Annotated in this window: 17 protein-coding genes; 9 read left to right on the top strand and 8 right to left on the bottom strand. The window is 73.9% G+C overall.

The window, feature by feature from the left end:
- Positions 1-14: 14 nt before the first annotated feature.
- The gene (locus OG946_RS13380) at positions 15-785 is read right to left on the bottom strand and encodes a MerR family transcriptional regulator (protein ID WP_326796334.1); all 771 of its coding nucleotides are present in this window, start codon (positions 783-785) and stop codon (positions 15-17) included.
- A gap of 272 nt (positions 786-1057) precedes the next feature.
- Here OG946_RS13380 and OG946_RS13375 point away from each other — a divergent pair, with 272 nt between their 5' ends.
- From OG946_RS13375 to OG946_RS13365, 3 genes are read left to right on the top strand one after another with little or no spacing between them, the layout of a single operon-like run.
- A complete protein-coding gene (locus OG946_RS13375) occupies positions 1058-2617 on the top strand; it encodes a flavin-containing monooxygenase (RefSeq protein WP_326796333.1) in 1560 nt (519 codons plus the stop codon).
- The gene (locus OG946_RS13370; protein WP_326796332.1) at positions 2614-3639 is read left to right on the top strand and encodes an alpha/beta fold hydrolase; all 1026 of its coding nucleotides are present in this window, start codon (positions 2614-2616) and stop codon (positions 3637-3639) included. The genes OG946_RS13375 and OG946_RS13370 overlap by 4 nt, the downstream gene beginning before the upstream one ends.
- Positions 3636-4544, top strand: coding sequence for an SDR family oxidoreductase (locus OG946_RS13365; RefSeq protein ID WP_326796331.1), 909 nt, complete (start codon positions 3636-3638; stop codon positions 4542-4544). The genes OG946_RS13370 and OG946_RS13365 overlap by 4 nt, the downstream gene beginning before the upstream one ends.
- Positions 4545-4717: 173 nt before the next feature.
- Here the strand turns inward: OG946_RS13365 and OG946_RS13360 are convergent, their stop codons facing one another.
- A complete protein-coding gene (locus OG946_RS13360; protein WP_326796330.1) occupies positions 4718-4924 on the bottom strand; it encodes a hypothetical protein in 207 nt (68 codons plus the stop codon).
- 107 nt (positions 4925-5031) lie between these two features.
- A complete protein-coding gene (locus tag OG946_RS13355; RefSeq protein WP_326796329.1) occupies positions 5032-8472 on the bottom strand; it encodes a S41 family peptidase in 3441 nt (1146 codons plus the stop codon).
- A gap of 212 nt (positions 8473-8684) precedes the next feature.
- Between OG946_RS13355 and OG946_RS13350 the strand changes: the two genes are divergently transcribed.
- Positions 8685-9437, top strand: coding sequence for an MOSC domain-containing protein (locus OG946_RS13350; protein WP_326796328.1), 753 nt, complete (start codon positions 8685-8687; stop codon positions 9435-9437).
- A gap of 45 nt (positions 9438-9482) precedes the next feature.
- Here the strand turns inward: OG946_RS13350 and OG946_RS13345 are convergent, their stop codons facing one another.
- The 5 genes from OG946_RS13345 to OG946_RS13325 all read right to left on the bottom strand — a co-directional run bounded on the left by OG946_RS13345 (position 9483) and on the right by OG946_RS13325 (position 15835).
- Positions 9483-10700, bottom strand: a complete 1218-nt coding sequence (locus tag OG946_RS13345) for a hypothetical protein (RefSeq protein ID WP_326796327.1) — start codon at positions 10698-10700, stop codon at positions 9483-9485.
- 115 nt (positions 10701-10815) lie between these two features.
- On the bottom strand, positions 10816-11667 hold the full coding sequence (locus OG946_RS13340) for an EamA family transporter (protein ID WP_326796326.1): 852 nt from the start codon (positions 11665-11667) through the stop codon (positions 10816-10818).
- Entirely contained in the window at positions 11664-12158 is a 495-nt protein-coding gene (locus tag OG946_RS13335) for a YbaK/EbsC family protein (RefSeq protein ID WP_326796325.1), read from the bottom strand. The genes OG946_RS13340 and OG946_RS13335 overlap by 4 nt, the downstream gene beginning before the upstream one ends.
- Positions 12159-12252: 94 nt before the next feature.
- Entirely contained in the window at positions 12253-13989 is a 1737-nt protein-coding gene (locus tag OG946_RS13330; protein ID WP_326796324.1) for a penicillin-binding transpeptidase domain-containing protein, read from the bottom strand.
- A 97-nt stretch (positions 13990-14086) separates the two neighbouring features.
- Complete coding sequence (locus OG946_RS13325; protein ID WP_326796323.1) at positions 14087-15835, bottom strand: dolichyl-phosphate-mannose--protein mannosyltransferase; 1749 nt, start codon at positions 15833-15835, stop codon at positions 14087-14089.
- A 246-nt stretch (positions 15836-16081) separates the two neighbouring features.
- Between OG946_RS13325 and rsmI the strand changes: the two genes are divergently transcribed.
- From rsmI to OG946_RS13300, 5 genes are all read left to right on the top strand, one after another.
- Positions 16082-16960 (top strand): 16S rRNA (cytidine(1402)-2'-O)-methyltransferase, encoded by an 879-nt coding sequence (rsmI, locus tag OG946_RS13320; RefSeq protein ID WP_326796322.1) that lies wholly within the window; start codon positions 16082-16084, stop codon positions 16958-16960.
- A gap of 97 nt (positions 16961-17057) precedes the next feature.
- Positions 17058-17321: a hypothetical protein gene (locus tag OG946_RS13315; RefSeq protein ID WP_047016192.1), complete on the top strand. Its 264-nt coding sequence runs from the start codon at positions 17058-17060 to the stop codon at positions 17319-17321.
- 79 nt (positions 17322-17400) lie between these two features.
- On the top strand, positions 17401-18318 hold the full coding sequence (locus OG946_RS13310) for a TatD family hydrolase (protein WP_326796321.1): 918 nt from the start codon (positions 17401-17403) through the stop codon (positions 18316-18318).
- Positions 18315-19208 carry a 16S rRNA (adenine(1518)-N(6)/adenine(1519)-N(6))-dimethyltransferase RsmA gene (gene rsmA / locus OG946_RS13305; protein ID WP_326796320.1) on the top strand — a complete coding sequence of 298 codons (894 nt, stop codon included), beginning with the start codon at positions 18315-18317 and terminating at the stop codon, positions 19206-19208. The genes OG946_RS13310 and rsmA overlap by 4 nt, the downstream gene beginning before the upstream one ends.
- Positions 19205-20167, top strand: a complete 963-nt coding sequence (locus tag OG946_RS13300) for a 4-(cytidine 5'-diphospho)-2-C-methyl-D-erythritol kinase (RefSeq protein ID WP_326796319.1) — start codon at positions 19205-19207, stop codon at positions 20165-20167. Before rsmA ends, OG946_RS13300 begins: the two co-directional genes overlap by 4 nt.
- Positions 20168-20394: the final 227 nt, after the last annotated feature.

Raw genomic sequence — 20394 nt, 5'->3', positions numbered from 1 at the left:
CCGGACCGGCCGGTTCAGCTCTCCGGCTCCTCCGCGGTGGACCCGGCGCGCGTGCGCTTCCACTCCTCGAACTCCTTGCGCACCCGCCGGTCCATCGCCATGGCCACCTCCGTCTCCAGCACCTCCATCGACACCGGCCGCAACTGCTCCAGCGCGTCCGTCAGCCGCTCCACCTGCTCGCCCGTCAGCTCGCCCGCCGGCGTCTCCATCACGTCGGCCAGCACGTGCGCCCGTATGAGCGCGGTGAACAGCTCGGCCAGGTCGTCGGCGTGCGCGCGCACCTCGCGGGCGGCGGCGAGCACGGCGGCCAGCGGTACGCCCCTGGCCACCAGCTTCGACGAGGCGTCCAGCAGCCGCCTGCTGACGTGGATGAACTCCTCGCCCTCCACGGCGACGTAGCCCATGTCGATGGACGTCGCCAGGTTCTCCGGCGACACCTCCCCCGCGAACCGGTCGGCCAGCTCCTCCGGCGTGATGCGCACCGGGGTCTCCTCCGACCACGGCTTGGTCAGCGTCTCCTCCAGGCCGAGCAGCTCGGCCGCGCCCCGTACGTCCCGGCCGCTCTCGAAGGCGGAGATCAACTCGGCGATGCCGCCCAGGGTGTGGCCGCGGTCCAGCAGCGCGGCGATCGTCCGCAGCCGGGACAGGTGGCCCTCCCCGTACCAGGCGATACGGCCCTCGCGGCGTGGCGGTTGGAGGAGCTTGCGCTCGCGGTAGAAGCGCAGGGTGCGGACGGTGATGCCGGCGCGCTCGGCCAGCTCCTCCGTCCGGTATTCGCGTCCCACCGTCTGTCCCTCCGCCGGTCTTCTTCCGGTCTTCCCTTGGTCCTTCGCGGGTCTTCGCCCGTCCGTCGCCGGCCCTTCCGCCGGTCTCCGGCCGTCCTCGCAGGTCCGTGCCGTACGCCCCGACCACCAGGGTAGGACCTCCCACCGACACCCCGTCCCCGGGCGGAAGTCGATCGCGCCGGCCCCCTACCCATCGGTAAGGGCAGGCCCTACGCTTCATCGTGCCAGTGAATGCTGGCGCAATCGACTCCACGGCTGGGAGGACGACGGCGATGACGCGTGAACACGTCAGGGTGGCGGTGATCGGCTCCGGCTTCGGCGGTCTGGGCGCCGCCGTACGGCTGCGCCGGGAGGGGATCACGGACTTCGTCGTGCTGGAACGCGCGAGCACGCTCGGCGGCACCTGGCGGGACAACAGCTACCCGGGCTGCGCCTGCGACGTCCCCTCCCACCTCTACTCGTTCTCCTTCGCGCCCAACGCCGAGTGGCCGCGCACCTTCTCAGGGCAGCGGCACATCCGCGACTACCTGGAGCAGGTCGCCGACGTCTTCGGCGTACGGCAGCACATCCGCTTCGACCACGAGGTACGCGGCATCCGCTGGGACGACGACGAGCTGCACTGGGAGATCGACACCGCGCGCGGCGAACTCGCCGCCGACGTCGTGGTCTCCGCGACCGGCCCGCTGTCCGACCCGAAGGTCCCGGACATCCCCGGCCTCGACACGTTCCCCGGCAAGGTCTTCCATTCCGCGCGCTGGGACCACGACGTGCCGTTGGGCGGCAAGCGCGTCGCCGTGGTCGGCACCGGCGCCTCCGCCATCCAGATCGTGCCGTCCATCCAGCCCGAAGTCTCCCGGCTCACCGTCTTCCAGCGCACCCCGCCGTGGGTGCTGCCGCGGGTGGACCGCGCCATCAGCGGCCCCGAGCGGTGGCTGCACGCGCGCGTACCCGCGACCGCCAAGCTGCGCCGCGGCATCCTGTGGGGCATCCGCGAACTCCAGGTGGGGGCGTTCACCAAACACCCCGACGAGCTGGGATTCGTGGAGGGCCTGGCCAAGCGGAACCTGGGCCGGGCCATCAAGGACCCCGCACTGCGCCGCAAGCTCACCCCCGACTACCGCATCGGCTGCAAGCGGATCCTGCTGTCCAGCGACTACTATCCGGCGCTCGCCCAGCCCAACGTCGACGTCGTCGCCTCCGGTCTGAAGGAGGTGCGCGGATCGACCCTCGTGGCCGCCGACGGCACCGAGACCGAGGCCGACGCGATCATCTTCGGCACCGGCTTCCACGTCACGGACATGCCCATCGCCGACCGCATCAAGGGGCGTGACGGCACCACCCTCGCGGAGGCGTGGAGCGGCGGGATGGAGGCGCTGCGGGGCGCCAGCGCGGCCGGTTTCCCGAACCTGTTGACGATCATCGGCCCCAACACCGGCCTCGGCAACAGCTCGATGATCCTCATCATCGAGGCGCAGCTCACCTACATGGCCGACTTCGTACGCCAACTCGGCCGCCTCGGCAAGCCCGGCGGCCGCGTCGCGCTCGACGCGCGCCCGTCCGCCGTGAAGAAGTGGAACGCGCGGGTGCAGGAACGGATGAAGCGCACGGTATGGAACACCGGCGGCTGTGACAGTTGGTACCTCGACGCCAACGGGCGCAACACGACCGTGTGGCCGGGCACGACGACCGAGTTCCGGAGGGTGACGAGGAGGGTGCATCCGGAGGAGTACGAGGTGCTGCGTACCGGTGAAGGGGAGCTGCCCACCGGTGAAGGAGTGCCCGGTGCCCGGCGGTCCGGCGCGGCGCGGCATGGCGAGGAGGCCGTCCGATGACCCGGCTCATGCACGTCACCACCGGCCCGTACGCCCCGCCCGTACCGCGGCGCGAGCTGACCGCCGTCTCCGCCGACGGCACCCGGCTGTACGTCGAGGAGCACGGCCCGAAGGCCGCGCCCGCCGTCGTCCTCGCGCACGGCTGGTGCTGCTCGACCGCCTTCTGGGCGCCGGTCGTCCGGCAGCTCGCGCCCGACTACCGCGTCGTCGTGTACGACCAGCGCGGCCACGGCCGCAGCCCCGCCGGCAGCTACGGCTCTTACCACACCGCCACCCTCGCCGACGACCTCGGCGCCGTGCTGGACGCGGCGCTGGCGCCCGGCGAGAAGGCCGTGATCGGCGGCCACTCGATGGGCGGCATGACGCTGATGGCCGCCGCGGGCCGCCCGTACCTGCGGGAGCGGGCCGCCGCCGTGCTGCTGTGCAGCACGGGCAGCTCGGGGCTGGTGCCCGAGTCGCGCGTGGTGCCGCTGCGGGCCCGCGCGCTGCGCTCCGCGATCCAGCGCGCGCTGCTGGTCTCGCGGCTGCCGATGGGGCCGGTGACGCCGCTGTCGAAGAAGGTGCTGGGCCCGGCGATCCTGGGCCGCGGCGCGACCCCGGCGCAGATCGAGGCGAGCGTACGGATCGTCTTCGCCACCCCGCGCAGGGCGCGCGGCGCGTGGGGGCGGGTGCTGGCCGCGCTCGACCTGGACGCGGAGGTGGCGCGGATGCCGGTGCCGGCCGCGGTGGTGCACGGCGGCGCCGACCTGCTCACGCCGGTGAAGCTGGCGCGGAAGATCGACGAGCTGCTGCCGGAGCGCGCGGGGTTCACCGAGCTGCCCGGGCTGGGGCACATGACGCCGATCGAGGCGCCGTACGCGGTCGCGGAGGTGCTGCGCGGGCTCGTACGCGACCACCTGGCGGGAGCGCCGGAGGAGGCGCAGGCTGAAGGGGGCGCGGAGGCGGCCGGCGACCCGGCCGATGGGGAGACTGCCGGTCCGGCCGCCGCGGCGGCCGTCGAGAAGGAGGAGGCGGGCGCATGAGCCGCCGGCACGGGCTTGAGGGCAGGACCGTCGTCGTCACCGGCGCCGCCCGCGGCGTCGGCGCGCTGCTGGCGCGCCGGCTCGCGGCGCGCGGGGCGCGGCTCGCGCTGGTCGGGCTGGAGCCGGACGAGCTGAAGAAGGTCGCCGACTCGCTCCCCGGCGAAGCCGCCCACTGGTACGCGGACGTCACCGACCACGACGCGATGACCGGCGCCGCCGCCGAGGTCGAGGAGCACTTCGGCGGCGTCGACGTCGTCGTCGCCAACGCGGGCGTCGCCACCGGCGGCCCGTTCCTCGACTCCGACGCCCGCTCCTTCGACCGCGTCATCGAGGTCAACCTGCTGGGCAGCGTGGCCACCGCCCGCGCCTTCCTGCCCGCACTCGTCCGCGCCCGCGGCTACCACCTCCAGATCGCCTCGCTCGCCGCCGTCACGCCCGCGCCGATGATGGCGGCGTACTGCGCGTCGAAGTCCGGCGTGGAGGCGTTCGCGCACTGCCTGCGCGGCGAGGTCGGGCACCAGGGCGTGGACGTCGGCGTCGGCTATCTGAGCTGGACCGACACCGACATGGTGCGCGGCGCCGACGAGGACGAGGTGCTGCGCGACATGCGCGCGCGGCTGCCGTGGCCGTCCAACAAGACCTATCCGCTGGCGCCCGCCGTCGACCGTCTGGTCGCGGGCATCGAGCGGCGCTCGCCGCACGTCTACGGCCAGTGGTGGCTGCGCGGCATGCAGTCGGTGCGCGGCGCGCTGCCGTCGCTCGTCACCGGGCCGCTGGGGCGGCGGGAGATGCGCAAGCTCGCGCCCCGGCTCGCGGCCACGCGGGCGGCGCGCGGCGGGCTTGTCGGCGCGGGCGGCGCGGCGGACGAGCGCACGCGGGCGCTGCGGGAGACGCCGGAGCGGTAGCGCGCGGCGGGGGCCAGGCGCGTACGGCGGCGGGGGCGAACGCCCGTACGCTCTACGCCCGTACGCGCTGAAGGCAGACCCGCGCGCGCTCGTACGCGCCCGGCGCGGGACAACGGCAAAGGGGCGCACCCGGCGTGGGGTGCGCCCCTCGGGCGTGGCTCAACGACGCCGTATCAGCGCTGCTCCCGCTTGTCGTCGCGCTCGTCGCGGTCGTCCTTCATACGGTCGCGGCCCTGCTCCGCGCCCTCCTTGGCGCGCTGCGAAGGGTCCTGGCCGGACTCCTGCTTCTGCTCGCGGCTCTGCTGCGCCTTATGCGCGGCCTGCTTGGCCTTCTCGGCCGCTTCACCGGCCATGTCCTTCGCCTTGTCGAATGCGCCCATTCTGGTCACTCCTAGTGAGAGAGGGGGGTTCGGGCCCTCCATCAGGCTGACATGGACGGCCGAATGCCGCATTCCGGAACCAAGTGCCGTTACGCCTCCCGGGTGTTCTACGACCGCCGCGTGCGCGGGGGCAGCGGCGGCCGGCTGCGGTCAGGTACGTCGGTGTAGTCGGGCGGCGCCGCCGCCGGGTGCTCGCGCAGCAGGTCGAGCGCGGTGGCCACCGCGACGTTCAGCTCGGAGGTGCGGCCCTCCGCCCAGTCCAGCGGCGTGCGTTCCGCGACCACGTCGGGCGGTACGCCCGCGTTCTCCACGCCCCAGCCGTACTCGTCGAACCAGGCCGCGTTCATCGGCACCGTGATCACCGTGCCCTCGCCCAGCCGGTGACGGCCCGTCATCCCGACCACCCCGCCCCACGTCCGCAGCCCCACCACCGGGCCGAGGCCGAGCAGTTTGAACGCCGCCGTGATCATGTCGCCGTCCGACGACGTGGCCTCGTCGGCCAGCGCCACCATGGGCCCGCGGGGCGCGGTCGAGGTGTACGAGACGGGCTGCGCGTTGCGCGTCAGGTCCCAGCCCATGATCGTGCGGGTCAGCTTCTCCAGCACCAGCTCGCTGATGTGCCCGCCCGCGTTGCCCCGTACGTCCACGATCAGCGCCTCGCGGTTCATCTCCATCCGCACGTCCCTGTTGAACTGCGCCCAGCCGCTGCCGATCATGTCCGGGATGTGCAGGTAGCCGCAGCGCCCGCCGCTCAGCTCGTGCACCACCGCGCGGCGCGCCGCGACCCAGTCCTGGTAGCGCAGCGGCCGGTCGTCGACCAGCGGCACCACCGCCACCCGGCGCAGCCTCCCGCCGCCGCCCTCGGCCGCGAACGTCAGCTCCACCGACGTGCCCCCCGCCCCCTCCAGCAGCGGGTACGGCCCCGTGACCGGGTCGACCGCGCGGCCGTCGACGTGCGTGAGCACCGAGCCGTCCGGGATGCCGGTGCCGGCCAGCGGGGAGCGGGCGCGGGTGTCGGAGGAGTCGCCGGGCAGGATGCGGGCCAGCGCCCAGCCGCGGCCGTCGCGGGTGCGGACGAAGTTCACGCCGAGGAAGCCGATGGGCCGCTGGTAGTGCGGCGGGCCCTCGTTGCGGCGGGCGGGCGTGACGTACGCGTGCGACGTGCCCAGCTCGCCCAGCACCTCGCGCAGCAGGTCGGCGAACTCGTCGGGGGAGGCCACCCGGTCCAGCAGCGGCCGGTACTGCGCCAGCACCGCGTCCCAGTCGACGCCGCACATGTGCGGCTCCCAGAAGTACGCGCGGATGACCCGGCCGGCCTCGTCGTACGCCTGGTGCCACTCGGCCACCGGGTCCGCGGTGTGCAACACGCGCCGCATGTCGATGTAGACGGTGGTGTCCGCGTCCGCCAGGCCGTTCGCCGGGATCGCGCGCAGCGAGCCGCCGTCGTTGGCGACCAGCCGGCTGCCGTCGCCGCTCACGGCGATCTCCGTCACCAGCGACGTCAGCTCGGTGAGCCGGGCGGTGGAGATGTCGAAGTGCTCCAGCGTCGGCCGGCCCGAGGTGTCCGCGGGGTTGGCGAACGTCTCGCCGAGCGCCCCGGAGATCGGCCAGCGCAGCCAGACCAGCCCGCCGCCCGCGACCGGCACGAGGGAGGAGTACTTCGACGCCGGCACCGGAATCGGCGTCACCCGGCTCTCCAGCCCCTCCGGTTCCACCAGCACCGCGGAGTTCGCGCCCGCCTCCGCCGAAGGCGGGCCGACCGGGTCCATCCCGCCGGCCGCGGGCCGGCCCTCGGCGGACAGCGCGAAGGGCGAGGGCGTCGCGGGATGCAGCGGTACGAGGTACGGACGGGAGCCCAGCGGGAACGACAGGTCGCCGGTGTGCACGTCGTACACCGGGTCGAAGCCGCGCCAGGAGAGGAACGCCAGATAGCGGCCGTCGCGCGTGAACACCGGCTCCTCGTCCTCGAACCTGCCGTCCGTGACGTCCACGATCGTCCGGTCCGCGACCCGGGCGATCTTGATCTGCCGCAGCGAGCGGCCGATGCCCGGGTGCGCCCAGGCGATCCACTTGGAGTCCGGTGAGAACGACAGGTCGCGTACGGGCCCGTTGACCGACCGGATCAGCTCCGTGAGCTGGCAGTCGCCGGCCGCCTCCGCCGGCGACAGCTCCTCCGCGGCCCGTACCGCCTCGGCGAACTGCTCCGCCACCTCCGCCGACATCCGCTCGTCCGCGTGCACCCGCTCCGGCACCCGGACCAGCAGCAGCCGGCCGTCGTGCGAGGCGATCGCGATGTGCCGGCCGTCCGGCGACGGCACCAGCGCCAGCACCCGGCCCAGCTTCCCGGCCGCCAGCCGCAGCGGCTCGCCCACGGCGCCGGTGCGGGGCAGGTCGGCGATCTCGATGGCGTCCTCGCCGGCGGCGTCCGTGACGTACGCGACGCGGTTGGTGTCGCCCAGCATCTCCGGCAGCCTGATGCGGACGCCGGGGGTCTCGGTGATCGTGCGCGCCGGGCCGTCACGGTGGGTCAGCCAGTACAGCGCGCCGCGCACCGCAACGGCGCTGGCCCGTCCTGTGGTGTCGACGGTCAGCCCCTGGACGTGGTTCTGCGCGGCCACCTGGTACGGCCGCCGCCCGACCCGTGGGCTGCCGAGGCGCACGTCGAGGCGGCGGGGCTGGCCGGCGGGGCCGAAGTCCTCGGCCAGCCACAGCTCGCCGGCGCACTGGTAGATCACCCGGTAGCCGTCGGTGGCGGCGTTCCTGGCGTAGAACTCGGCGTGGTCGCTGTGCCGGCGCAGGTCGGTGCCGTCGGGGAGGCAGGAGTACAGGTTGCCGACGCCCTCGTGGTCGGAGAGGAAGGCGATCCGCGCGGCGGGCGGCGGGCCGACGAACATCACGCACTCCACGTGCCCGCCGAGGTCGGCGAGCAGCCGCCGGCCGTGCAGGTAGATCCGGCCGGTGGCCCCGCCGCGGTAGCGCTTCCAGGCGGCGGGCTCGTGCGGCGGGCGGCCGGTGAGCAGCAGGGTCTTGCGGTGTCCTGACAGCTCCGCGACGGCGATGTCGTCGACCGGGCCCCAGGGCAGCCGGCGCCCGGGGGCGCCGTTGGCCGGCACCAGATAGGACCAGGTCTGGTACGACAGCGGCTGGCCCTGCGAGGACACCGCGAGGATCTGCGCCTCGCCGTCCTCGCCGCTGCCCGGCGGCGTCCAGCCGCACACCCGGGTGTCGGGGCTGCCCCAGTACGTCAGCCGCCGGGCCCCGCCGCCCTCCGCGGACACGACGTGGATCTCGGCGTCGAGGCTGTGCCAACTGGTGAACGCGATGGACCGCCCGTCCGGCGAGAACCGCGGGTGCCCGACACGGGTGCGGTCGACGGTCAGCCGCCAGCCCCGCTCGGGCTTGGCGCCGGGGGCGGGCAGGGGAGCGAGCCACAGGTCGTCCTCGGCGGCGAAGCAGAGGAGGTCGCCGTGCAGGTGGGGAAAGCGCAGGTAGGGCAGGCCGGGGCCGGGCGCGGCGGTGCTGTCGGAACCGGCTGTCACAAACTCCATGTTTCGGGGCGTACGGGGACACGGCAAGTCGGGCGGCGGGCGCCACGGCGGACCGGGCGCCGTCGCCGCGGCCGCGGGCGGGCGCGGACCGCGTGCCGTCGCCGGGCCCGGCGCGGGGGCGGCGGCCGGGCGCGCACCCGGTCGCGCCTCCGCTCGCGTACGGCCTGGAAACACCCTTCGGCTTCGCCCGGGACGGGCATAGGGTCCGAGGCATGCCCGAACTCCCGCCCGCCATACCGGCTCCGCCGCCCTCCCCGGAACCGTCCGACCCCACCGTCGCCATGCTCCGGCGCTTCCCGGTCAAGTCGATGCTCGGCGAACGGCTGCCGGAACTCGTCATCGACGAGCGCGGCACGGTCGGCGACCGCCTCTGGGCCGTCACCTACGGCGACGGCAAGCTCGGCAGCGGCAAGAACTCCCGCCGCTTCCGCCGCACCGAGGGCCTGCTCCACTTCTCCGCCTCCTACGCCGCCGCCCACGACCCCGGCAGTGCCCGCCCGCACGTCGTCACCCCCGAGGGATCCGGCCTGCGCGACGACGCCCACCTCGCCGAACTGCTCGGCGTGGACGCCCGGCTGGCCCGCGAGGACGCCGTCTCGCACTACGACGACTGCGGCGTGACGCTCATCGGCACCGCCTCCCTGCACGCGCTCGGCCTGATACTCGGCGACACCGAACCCGCCGATGCCCGCCGCTTCCGCAAGAACATCCTTCTGGACACCGAGGAACCCTGGATCGAGGAGGACTGGGTGGGCCGGGAGATCGCCGTGGGCGACGAGGTGCGGCTGCGGGTCGTCAAGCGCATGAAGCGCTGCGTGATGACCACGATGGCGCAGCGCGACCTGCCGGAGGACCGCCGCGTGCTCAAGACGCTGACCGCGGACCGCGGGATGTGCATCGGCGTGGGCGCCGACGTCCTGAACCCCGGCACCGTACGCCTCGGCGACACGGTACGCCCGGTCTGACCCGCACCACGCCGGTCAGCCCCCGTCCGGTCAGCCCCGGTCCCGTCAGCCCGCGGGCGGCGGACCGGCAGGCGGCGGTGGCGCCTGCGGCGGCGCGGCCGGGGGCGGCGGCGCGGCTATGGTCGGCGCCTGCGGCATCGCGTCGTACGGCGGATGGGCCCTCGGCTGCGGCGGCGCCTGCGGCGCGGGCTGCCCCACCGGCTGCGGCGGTACGTAACCGCCCGCCACCGGCGGCGCGTCCGCCCCGGCCGCCGCCTCCGGCGCGCGCAGCATCATCGCGATCACCACGACGGCTATCAGCGCGCCGCCGACATAGGTGGCCAGGTTGAGCCAGCCCTCCGTGTCCTCGGTGTACACGTCCCAGCCGGGGAAGGGGATCCGGTTCCCGTCCGCCACGTCGTCCGGGTAGTCGGTGATCGTCATGCCGATCATCTGGCGGACGTACAGGTAGAGCAGCACCCCGAGAAGAGTGATCGATGCGCCCCGCACCACCGGCCGCCGCATCAGCGCCAGCACGCCCAGCACCAGCAGCGCCACCGGGAACACCGCCGCCCAGAACTCCCCGGAGCCGGCGAGCACCGGGTAGGGATTCTCGCCGGCGTCCACCAGCCCCTTGAAGTACGAACCCTTGTCGGCCTCTTCCCGGGTCAGCATGCGCACGATCCAGCCGACGAGCGCCAGTCCGAGGACGACCATCAGGCCCCCGGCGATCACGTAGAGCTGCGACCCCTGCGCCGGCATCCCCGCCGAGCCCGTGGCCGGCCGGTCGCCCGCCCGGAGCATCAGCACGACGACGGTCGCCGAGAACAGCAGGACCATCGACCAACTCGCGATGATCGCGACCTCCAGGTCATTGCCCCCGATGTACCACTGACGGAACTGGTCGCTCGACGCGAGGCCGATCAGCTCGCGCGCGGCGGTCGCGAACATCACGAACCCGCACAGCAGCGCGGCCCCCCGCCCCGCCCGCCGGTTCAGCGCCGCGACCAGCCCCGTCACCATCAACGCCACCGTGAACGCCCACACGTACGGGCTGAACAGCTCGGGCTCCAGAATGATGCGCGGGTCGTACAGCGCCTTGAGGAAGTCCCCGGCCTCGGTGTTCACATAGTCGAAGTCGTAGTAGATCCAGACGATCACCGTGCGGCCCAGGGCCGTGAGCAGCACCGCCGCCGTCAGATACGCGCCCAGGTGGCGCCGCGGCGCATGCCGGTCCGACGCTTGCCCGGACTGCCGTTTGGTCCCTTCTTCGAGCACTGTCATGGTCATCCCCCGTTGCCGGTGTTGCGGAGATTCCATCCTGAAGGCGAACGCCCGCGGAAAAAACCCCTGTGGATAACCCCTGTTGCGTACTCGTCACACCCCCGGGACGCCCCGGCTACGCCGGGAGCAGCACCAGCGCGATCCCCGCCACCATCAGGCAGGCCGCCACGATCCGCGGCCCGCCGAACCGCTCCTTGAGGAACACCGCCCCGATCGCCGCGCCCACCACGATGCTCGACTCCCGCAGCGCCGCTATCGGCGCAAGCGGGGCGCGCGTCTGCGCCCAGAGCACCAGCCCGTACGCCGTGATGGAGATCGCCCCGCCCAGCAGCCCGCGTACCGCCACCGGCGCCAGTTCGCGCACCATCCCCGGGCCGCGCAGCACCAGCGCCGCCAGCGGGATCCACGGGCCCATCAGCAGGACCAGCCAGGCCGTGTAGCCCATCGCGCTGCCGGAGGCGCGCACTCCGACGCCGTCGACGATCGTGTACGCCGCGATGGACAGGCCCGTCGCGAACGCCGCCGCCAGGGCCGGCCAGTGCGGGCGGGTGTCCTTGCCGCGCAGCCCCCACAGGGCGATGCCGCTCAGGCCCGCGCACGCCACCGCGACGCCCGCGGTCTGCCACAGGCCCAGCCGCTCGCCGAGGAAGAGATGCGCCACCGCCGCGACGACCAGCGGGGCCGTGCCGCGCGCTATCGGGTAGACCTGCCCGAAGTCCCCCAGCCGGAACGACTGCATGAGCAGCGTCATGTACACGAGGTGGATCGCGACCGACGCCAGCAGCCACGGCCAGGCGCCGGCGTCCGGGATCGGGACGAAGAACACCGCGGTGCCGGCGATCAGCACGTCGCCCACGCCGATCAGCGCGAAGACGACCAACTGGTCCTTGAAGCCATGGGCGATGGCGTTCCACGAGGCGTGCATCACGGCGGCCGCGAGGACCGCCGCGGCTATGAGGGGGGTCACACCCCGGGCTCGCGCACCTCGGACACGTCGGCGACCCGCGCGCCCGCATGCGCGACGAGGTCCTTGGGAGCCATGGGGAACACGGTGTGCGGGTCGCCCGCGGCGGCCCAGACCTCGCCGTGGTCGAGGAGCCCGCGGTCGGCGAGCACCGTCATGCGCGTCACGTGCCCGAAGGGCGGTACGCCGCCGATGGCGTACCCCGTGGCCTCGCGCACCACCGCCGCGTCCGCCCGGCGCACGCCCGCGGCGCCCAGCTCGGCCCGTACGCGCTCGGTGTCCACCCGCGAGGCGCCGTCCATCAGGACCAGCACCGGTACGCCGTCCGCCGCGAAGATCAGGGACTTGACGATCTGGCTCAGCTCGCAGCCGATGGCCTCCGCCGCCTGCGCCGCGGTGCGGGTGGCGTCCGGAAAGCGGCGTACCGGGACGCTCAGGCCGAGTTCGGCGAGGGCGGCGGCGAAGAGCGGGTGTGCGGTGTCGGCTGTCGTCATGGAGGTGACGTTAACGCCCGGTGTACGGGCCACGCGAACACATTCCGCACGCCGGGACCCGGCGCCCCGCGCCGGGTCCCGGTGAACCTGCGCCTCAGCCGCCGTGCGCCGCCAGCACGTCCCGCACCAGCGGGCCCGCGAACTCACCGCCGTGCCCGATGTTCGGCACCGTGGCCGCCGCCGCCAGGTCCCCGCGGTACGCGGTGAACCAGGCGTCCGTCTCCTCCTGGCCGCCCATCTCCGCGGAGCCGGTCTTCGCGCCCACCTGCCCGGTCAGCCCGCTCATCGCCCCCGCCGCCGTACCGGTCCTCGCCGTCTCCTCCATCAGGTCCCGCAGCGACTGCGCGGTCGACGCCTTCATGCTCTTCGGCGCCGTCGCGAACTGCCGCCCGTCGAACGCCTGCGGCACCAGGTGCGGCTGCTTGAAGACGCCGGACTTCGCGGTCGCGGACACCGACGCCATCGTCAGCGGGTTCATCCGGACGCCGCCCTGGCCGATCAGCGACAGCGCCATCTCCACGCCGGACTGCACCGGCACCGAGCCGTCGAAGGTGGTCACGCCCGTCTGCCAGTTGAGCCCGATGCCGAAGACGTCCCTGGCCTGCTTCGTCAGGTCGTCGTTCTCCAGCTTCTCCGCCATCGAGATGAACGCGGTGTTGCAGGAGGCGGTGAAGGACTGCGTGAACGTACCGCCCTGGATGGTGAACGAGTTGTCGCCGACGTTCTCGAACTCCCAGCCGCCGTACGCCTTGTACCGCGGGCAGGGGTGCGGCCTGTCGGGTGCGGCCAGACCCTTGTCCATCAGCATCGAGGCCGTGACGACCTTCATCGTCGAGCCGGGCGGCAGCGTGCCCTGGAGCGCCGTGTTGTGGCCGTCGGGGACCTGGTTGGCGACCGCGAGGATCTGGCCGGTGCTCGGCTGCAGCGCCACCAGCGCCGCGCCGCCCTGCTTGGCGACGGCCTCCTCCGCGGTCTCCTGCACGGCCGCGTCGAGCGTCGTCTGCAGCGTGCCGGGCCTGGCTTTGGAGAGCACCAGAAGGGTCTCGGGCGTGCCCGCCTTGTCGTCGTCCTTCTCGTCCTTCTTCTCGTCGCCCTTGGGCGCGTCGGCCGGCTCGGTCCAGACCTTGACGCCCGCCTTGCCGCCGGCCTTCGCGCCGTAACGTTCGCGCAGGTCCGCGATGACGGGCGCGAGCGAGGGGTACTCCTCGGGGTCGAGCCTGGCGCCGGTGCGGTCCAGTGCCTTGATCGGCGGTGCCTCGGTCGAACCGGTGCGCAGCCGCTCGCCTTCGCCGAGTTTGGGATGTATGAGGGACGGGTCCCAGACGACCTCTGGCTCGCCGGTCTTCTCGTCCCGTACGACCTCAAGTGCCGAGCTGTACGCCCAGGGCTTGACGTTGTCCCCGAAGGTCACCCGGGCGTCGACGCTGAACGGCACCTTCGTGCCCTCCGGCCGGCCGGGGGTCAGCTTCACCTTCTCGACGCCCGCGTCCTCACGGTACGAGTCAAGGCCGCGCAGCGCCGCCTTCCTGTCGTCCGTCATCCCGGACGCGGTCTCCGTGTCGCCGCCCGCCCAGGCGGCCAGGAAGGCCCCCGCCGCCCTGGCGGTCTCCCCGGGACCCGGCGGCCCGGTCTTCACCGGATCGGATGAGGCCGGCGCCGACAGCGCGTTGCCGCTGCTCTCGGCCTTGTCGTCCTCCAAGAGGCTGTACGCGCCGAACCCCGCCGCACCGACGACCGCGGCACCGACTCCGACGACTACTGCGATCCGGGTGCGCGTCGCTCGCGCCGACGCACCTGATCCGACGCGTCTGCGCCGGTGGCTGCCCGCCATCTGCCGTGCTCCCTCTGCGCGCCCCGAGACCATTTCGACCCTGCGTCAAGCACATTAAGCCACCTGCCGCAGGGACGCCCACCCGTCGCGCTCGCGCTCAGACCCAACTCCCCAGCCACATCCGCGCCTCCCAGGCGTCGCGCGTGATCGTTTCACCGGTGTAGATCGGCCAGAAGTAGATGAAGTTCCAGAGCACCAGGAGGACGAGCACCCCCGCCGCGACCACGCCCGCGGCTCTGCGCCATTCGGTGGGCTGGGCCGTGCCGGGTCCGGCCGCGGACGTGCCCGTGCCCGCGAGGGCGGCGGTGCCGGCGCGGGCCATCGCGCCGAGCATCATCGTCACCGCCAGACACAGGTACGGGAGGAAGACGACGGCGTAGAAGAGGAAGATCGTGCGCTCCTGGTAGAAGAGCCACGGCACCCAGCCGGCCGCCAGACCGCACAGGATCGCGCCGGCGCGCCAGTCGCGGCGCAGGCCCCAGCGGTAGAGCGCGTAGACGACGGCGGCGACGCCCAGCCACCACAGCAGCGGGGTGCCCAGGGCCAGGACTTCGCGGGCGCAGTTCTCCGTCGCGTCGGCGGGGCAGCCGTCGTAGCCCGGGCGCGGGTCGTCCCAGAAGTACGACACGGGCCGGCCGACCACGGGCCAGCTCCACGGGTTGGAGTCGTAGGTGTGGCCGGAGTCGAGGTTGACATGGAACCTGTAGACCACCGCGTGGTAGTGCCACAGGCTGCGCACGGCATCGGGGATGAAGGGGAACGCCGTGTCGCGGTCCTCGGCCCAGCCGCGGAAGTAGCCGTTGTCGGAGGCGAACCAGCCGGTCCAGGAGGCGACGTACACGGCCGCCGCCACCGGCACCGTGGAGACGAACGCAGGCACCACGTCGAGGCGCAGCGCGCGGGCGTACGGGCGGCGGGAACCGGCCGTACGGCGGGCGCCCGCGTCCCACAGCACCGTCAGCAGCCCGAACGCGGCGAGGATGAACAGCGCGTTCCACTTGGTGCCCAGCGCGAGCCCCATGCACACGCCGGCGGCGAGCCGCCACGGCCGCGCCCCGAGCCGCAGCCCGGAGGCCACCGCGTCGTCCGGCCGCCCTCGCGGCAACGCGGCGGCGAGCCGTTCCCGTGCGCGGTCCCGGTCGACGAGCAGGCACCCGAACGCGGCCAGCACCCAGAACATCAGCACCAGGTCGAGCAGCGCGGTGCGGCTCATCACGAAGTGCAGGCCGTCGACCGCCATCAGCAGCCCCGCCAGGCAGCCGAGCAGCGTGGAGCGGAACAGCCGGCGGCCGATACGGCACAGCATGAGCACCGACAGCGTGCCGAGCAGGGCGGTGACGAAGCGCCAGCCGAAGGGGTCCAGACCGAACGCCCACTCGCCGAGCGCGATCATCCACTTGCCGACGGGCGGGTGGACGACGTAGCCGGGATCCTCGCTGAGCGGGATGACCTGCGGGTCGTCGAGGAGCTTGTCGTTGGCGTCCTTGGGCCAACTGCCCTCGTAGCCGAGCTGGAGCAGCGACCAGGCGTCCTTCGCGTAGTACGTCTCGTCGAATATCACCGCGCGCGGGCTGCTCAGGTTCACGAACCGCAGCAGGCCGGCGAAGAGCGCCACGAGCAGCGGCCCGCCCCACGCGCCCAGCCGCGCCACCCGCATCGCCGTCACCGCGGGCACGCCCATCACCTGCAGCAGCCGCGCCCCGGACCGCCGGTACGGCGGCACCAGCCGCTCCGTGACGCCGGACTCGCGCCGCGGCACGTACCCGAACGCGCGGAGCCGCCGCTGCCACGCGGGGGCGGGCGCGGACCGGCTCTGCGCGGGCTGCGTCACGGTGTCACTGCTCACGGGGGCCCATCCTAGGCGCGCGCGTCCCGGGCACGGCCGGACTGATCCGAACCGGCCGGGAGCCGCCCGTACGGCCGCCGCACGGCCCGTACACCCCGGGCGGACCGCCCGCCGCCGCGGACCCGGCCACGGACCGCCGAGGGCGCCCGCCACGGACCCGCCGCGGGCCCCGCCCGGGACCCCGCCGCGGACCTGCGGCGGGACCCGTCCTCGCGGCCTGCCGGTGCCATCCGACAGGATGGGGACGTGAGTGGACTCCTCGTACTGGCAGGCACGCCCATCGGCGACCCCGCGGACGCCCCGCCGCGGCTGGCGACCGAGCTGGCCGCCGCCGACGTCATCGCCGCCGAGGACACCCGCCGGCTGCGCCGGCTGACGCAGGCGCTCGGGGTGCAGCCGACGGCCCGCGTCGTGTCGTACTTCGAGGGCAACGAGAGCGCCCGTACGCCCGATCTCGTCGAGGAGCTGGCCGGCGGCGCGCGCGTCCTGCTCGTCACCGACGCCGGCATGCCCTCCGTCTCCGACCCCGGCTACCGCCTCGTCGCCGCCGCCGTACGGCGCGGTATCACGGTCACCGCCGCGCCGGGTCCTTCCGCCGTGCTCGCGGCGCTCGCGGTCTCCGCGCTGCCGGTGGACCGGTTCTGCTTCGAGGGCTTCCTGCCACGCAAGCCGGGGGAGCGGCTCGCGCGGCTGCGGGAGGCGGCGGCCGAGCGGCGCACCCTGGTGTACTTCGAGGCCCCGCACCGGCTCGCCGACAGCCTCACCGCCATGGCCGGGGTCTTCGGCGAGGACCGCAGGGCCGCCGTGTGCCGGGAGCTGACCAAGACGTACGAGGAGGTCAGGCGCGGCCCGCTGCGGGAGCTGGCGGACTGGGCGGCCGAGGGCGTGCGCGGCGAGGTCACGGTGGTCGTGGAGGGCGCGCCCGTGGACCGCGAGCGGCCCGGTGCCACGGAGCTGGCGCGCCGGGTCACCATCCGTGAGGAGGCGGGGGAGGGGCGCAAGGAGGCCATCGCGGCGGTCGCCCGGGACGCCGGGGTACCCAAGCGCGACGTGTTCGATGCGGTGGTGGCCGCGAAAAATTCGGCAAACAACTCAGAGTGGCCGGATCAAAACTCCTTCAATTGATGGTATGGACGGCTGCGGGCCGCGCCGAATGGGTGTCCACTGGAATAGGGGATGCGTTCCGGCGACTTGTCCCTCACATGGACAAGAGGAGCAGCCAATGTCCGAACCCGAGCCAGTGATCGAGTCATATGCCTTCGCCTGCATGATGTGCGGGCACGGGTGGGAGCAGAGCTACGAGATACACCACCACGTCGATTCGAAGGGCCGGCCCTTCGTCACGTACCACACCGACGGAGAGCGGGTGCCCTCGCCGCTGACCCGGCCCACGTGCCTGAACTGCGGCGAGCACGTCGTACGCATCATGCGCGCCGGCCAGGTCCGGTCCGTCGAGTCGGTGCGGCAGCGCTCACGCCGTACCTGACCCCGCGGGGACCCCGGCAGGCCCCGGGCGGTCACCGCCCCGCACGGCGTTGTCGTACCGGGCCAGTAGAGTCCCCGGCATGGCTCAGCACACCTCCGGCGGCGCGGACGCGACGTCCGCGCCGCCGCCGCCCGAGCCGCTCGGCCACCCCGCGGCGGACTCGCACACCCATCTCGACATGCAGGACGGCACGGTCGCCGAGGCGGTGGCCGCGGCCGCCCGGGTCGGCGTCACCACGCTCATCCAGGTGGGCTGCGACGTGGAGCGGTCCCGCTGGTCCGCGGAGACCGCCGCCGCGCACGACGCGGTGTGGGCGACCGTCGCCCTGCACCCCAACGAGGCCCCGCGGCTGGGCGCGGGGCTGGAGGCGGCCCTCGGCGAGATCGACGCGCTCGCCGCGCTGCCGCAGGTCGTCGGCGTCGGCGAGACCGGCCTCGACTACTACCGGACAGGCCCCGAAGGCGTCGCCGCGCAGCAGCACTCCTTCCGCCGCCATATCGAGATGGCAAAACGCCGGCAAAAAGCCCTCGTCATTCACGACAGGGATGCGCACGACGACGTGCTGCGCATTCTTGAGGAAGAGGGGGCGCCGGAGCGGGTGGTATTCCACTGCTATTCCGGGGACGCGGCGATGGCCGAAACCTGTGCGGAAAACGGTTACTTCATGTCCTTCGCCGGCAACGTGACCTTCAAGAACGCGGGGCAGTTGCGCGAGGCGGTCGCCGTCGCGCCCGCGGAGCTGCTGCTCGTCGAGACGGACGCGCCGTTCCTGACGCCGATGCCGTACCGGGGCCGCCCCAACGCGCCGTATCTGATCCCCCTCACGCTGCGCGCCATGGCCGCGGAGCGCGGCGAGGACCCCGACGAGCTGGCCGCGGCGATCGCGGCGAACACCGCGCGCGCCTTCGGCTACGCCCCGGCCGACGCCGACGCCATACAGTCCGCCGGCGGCTCGCCAGGAGTCCGCCAAGACGCAGGGAATAACCTGGAGCGGTGAGCGCCACCACCGGCGAGCCGGACCCGCTGCTCGGCCCCGCGGACGTCCGCGAGCTGGCGGCGGCCCTCGGCGTACGCCCCACCAAGCAGCGCGGCCAGAACTTCGTCATCGACCCCAACACCGTCCGCCGCATCGTGCGCGCCGCCGGCGTGCGGCCGGACGACGTGGTGGTCGAGATCGGCCCGGGACTCGGCTCGCTCACCCTCGCCCTGCTGCAGGCGGCGGCCCACGTCACGGCCGTCGAGATCGACGACGTGCTCGCCGCCGCCCTGCCCGCGACCGTACGGGCCCGGCTGCCGCGCCGCGCCGAGCACTTCGCGCTCCTGCACGCCGACGCGCTGCGGGTCACCGAGCTGCCGGGGCCGCCGCCGACGGCGCTGGTGGCGAACCTCCCGTACAACGTCGCGGTGCCCGTGCTGCTGCACATGCTGGCAACCTTCCCCGGCATCGAGCGCACGCTGGTCATGGTGCAGGCCGAGGTCGCCGACCGGCTCGCCGCCGCCCCCGGGTCGAAGGTCTACGGAGTGCCGTCGCTCAAGGCCGCCTGGTACGCGGACGTCAAGCGGGCCGGCGCCATCGGCCGCACCGTGTTCTGGCCCGCGCCGAACGTCGACTCCGGGCTCGTCTCGCTCACCCGCCGCGAGCCGCCCGCGACCGGCGCCACCCGCACCGAGGTCTTCGCGGCCGTCGACGCCGCGTTCGCCCAGCGCCGCAAGACGCTGCGCGCGGCGCTCACGGGCTGGGCAGGCTCTGCGCCCGCCGCCGAGGCCGCGCTGCGCGCCGCGGGCGTCTCGCCGCAGGCCCGCGGCGAGTCGCTGACCATCGAGGACTTCGCGCGGATCGCGGAGTCCCGGCACCGGACCGCCACCACGAGGAGCAGCACGCCGTGACATCCGGATCGACCACGCCCGCCCCCGGTCCCGCCCCCGCCGCCGCGCGGAGCGTCACCGTCCGCGTACCCGCGAAGGTCAACGTGCAGCTCGCCGTCGGCCCGCCGCGCGCGGACGGCTTCCACGACCTCGCGAACGTCTTCCTCGCCGTGGGCCTCTACGACGAGGTCACCGCCACCGAGGCCGATGCCCTGCGCATCACGGTCGCGGGCCCCGACGCCGCCGCCGTACCCACCGACACCTCGAACCTCGCCGCCCGCGCCGCGCAGTTGCTCGCCGCCCGCCACGGGCGGGAGCCGAACGTCCACCTGCACATCGCGAAGGACATTCCCGTCGCCGGCGGCATGGCCGGCGGCAGCGCGGACGGCGCGGGCGCGCTGCTGGCCTGCGACGCGCTGTGGGGCACCAGGACCGGCACCGGCGAGCTGCTGCGGATCTGCGCGGAACTCGGCAGCGACGTGCCGTTCAGCCTGGTCGGCGGGGCGGCGCTGGGGCGCGGCCGGGGCGAGCGGCTCACGACGCTGTCCGCGAAGGGCCCGCTGTACTGGGTCTTCGCGGTGGCCGACGGCGGCCTGTCGACGCCGGAGGTCTACGGGGAGTTCGACCGCCTGGCGGCGGGCCGCTCCGTACCTGACCCGGACCCGTCCCCCGCGGTGCTGGACGCGCTGGGCTCCGGCGACCCGGCGGGCCTCGCCGCGGCGCTGACCGCGATCGAGGGCGGAAACGACCTCCAGCCCGCCGCCCTCTCCCTCCGCCCCTCCCTGGCGGAGACGCTCAAGGCCGGCACCACGGCGGGCGCCCTGGCGGCCCTCGTCTCGGGCTCGGGCCCGACGTGCGCGTTCCTGGCGGCGGACGAAACGGCGGCGGCGGAGGTCGCGGCGGCGCTGGAGGCGTCGGGCACCTGCCGCAAGGCCCGCGTCGCCCAGGCCCCGGCCCCGGGCGCCGTGGTGGTGGACTGACGGGCCGGCCTCCGCGTTTCACCTGCCGCGGTCTCCGGATCTTGAGCGGGAACGCGAAAGTGCCTTCTGAGCTGGGATGATGAGGCTTCCAGGGCTTCTGTCGCCACAGCGGGAAGGCACTCTCTGCGTGCACACGACCGGGTCACGTCCCAAGCTCATCCTGTCGGCCGACGGTCGCGGGGTGGTCAGCCATGCCGGACCCCGCAGCCGTTCCCGGTCCGAGCACC

It is taken from the genome of Streptomyces sp. NBC_01808, assembly GCF_035917395.1.
Taxonomy (GTDB): Bacteria; Actinomycetota; Actinomycetes; order Streptomycetales; family Streptomycetaceae; genus Streptomyces.
Note: the sequence above shows the minus strand (reverse complement) of the source record. Positions and strands in the feature narration are given on the sequence as shown.

Excerpts from the sequence above, each read along its gene's own strand:
- OG946_RS13370 (WP_326796332.1), top strand. The coding sequence starts at position 2,614 with ATGACCCGGCTCATGCACGTCACCACCGGCCCGTACGCCCCGCCCGTA.
- OG946_RS13365 (WP_326796331.1), top strand. The coding sequence starts at position 3,636 with ATGAGCCGCCGGCACGGGCTTGAGGGCAGGACCGTCGTCGTCACCGGC.
- OG946_RS13355 (WP_326796329.1), bottom strand. The coding sequence starts at position 8,472 with ATGGAGTTTGTGACAGCCGGTTCCGACAGCACCGCCGCGCCCGGCCCC.
- OG946_RS13335 (WP_326796325.1), bottom strand. The coding sequence starts at position 12,158 with ATGACGACAGCCGACACCGCACACCCGCTCTTCGCCGCCGCCCTCGCC.
- OG946_RS13360 (WP_326796330.1), bottom strand. The coding sequence starts at position 4,924 with ATGGGCGCATTCGACAAGGCGAAGGACATGGCCGGTGAAGCGGCCGAG.
- OG946_RS13330 (WP_326796324.1), bottom strand. The coding sequence starts at position 13,989 with ATGGCGGGCAGCCACCGGCGCAGACGCGTCGGATCAGGTGCGTCGGCG.
- OG946_RS13350 (WP_326796328.1), top strand. The coding sequence starts at position 8,685 with ATGCCCGAACTCCCGCCCGCCATACCGGCTCCGCCGCCCTCCCCGGAA.
- OG946_RS13310 (WP_326796321.1), top strand. The coding sequence starts at position 17,401 with ATGGCTCAGCACACCTCCGGCGGCGCGGACGCGACGTCCGCGCCGCCG.
- OG946_RS13345 (WP_326796327.1), bottom strand. The coding sequence starts at position 10,700 with ATGACAGTGCTCGAAGAAGGGACCAAACGGCAGTCCGGGCAAGCGTCG.
- OG946_RS13375 (WP_326796333.1), top strand. The coding sequence starts at position 1,058 with ATGACGCGTGAACACGTCAGGGTGGCGGTGATCGGCTCCGGCTTCGGC.
- OG946_RS13315 (WP_047016192.1), top strand. The coding sequence starts at position 17,058 with ATGTCCGAACCCGAGCCAGTGATCGAGTCATATGCCTTCGCCTGCATG.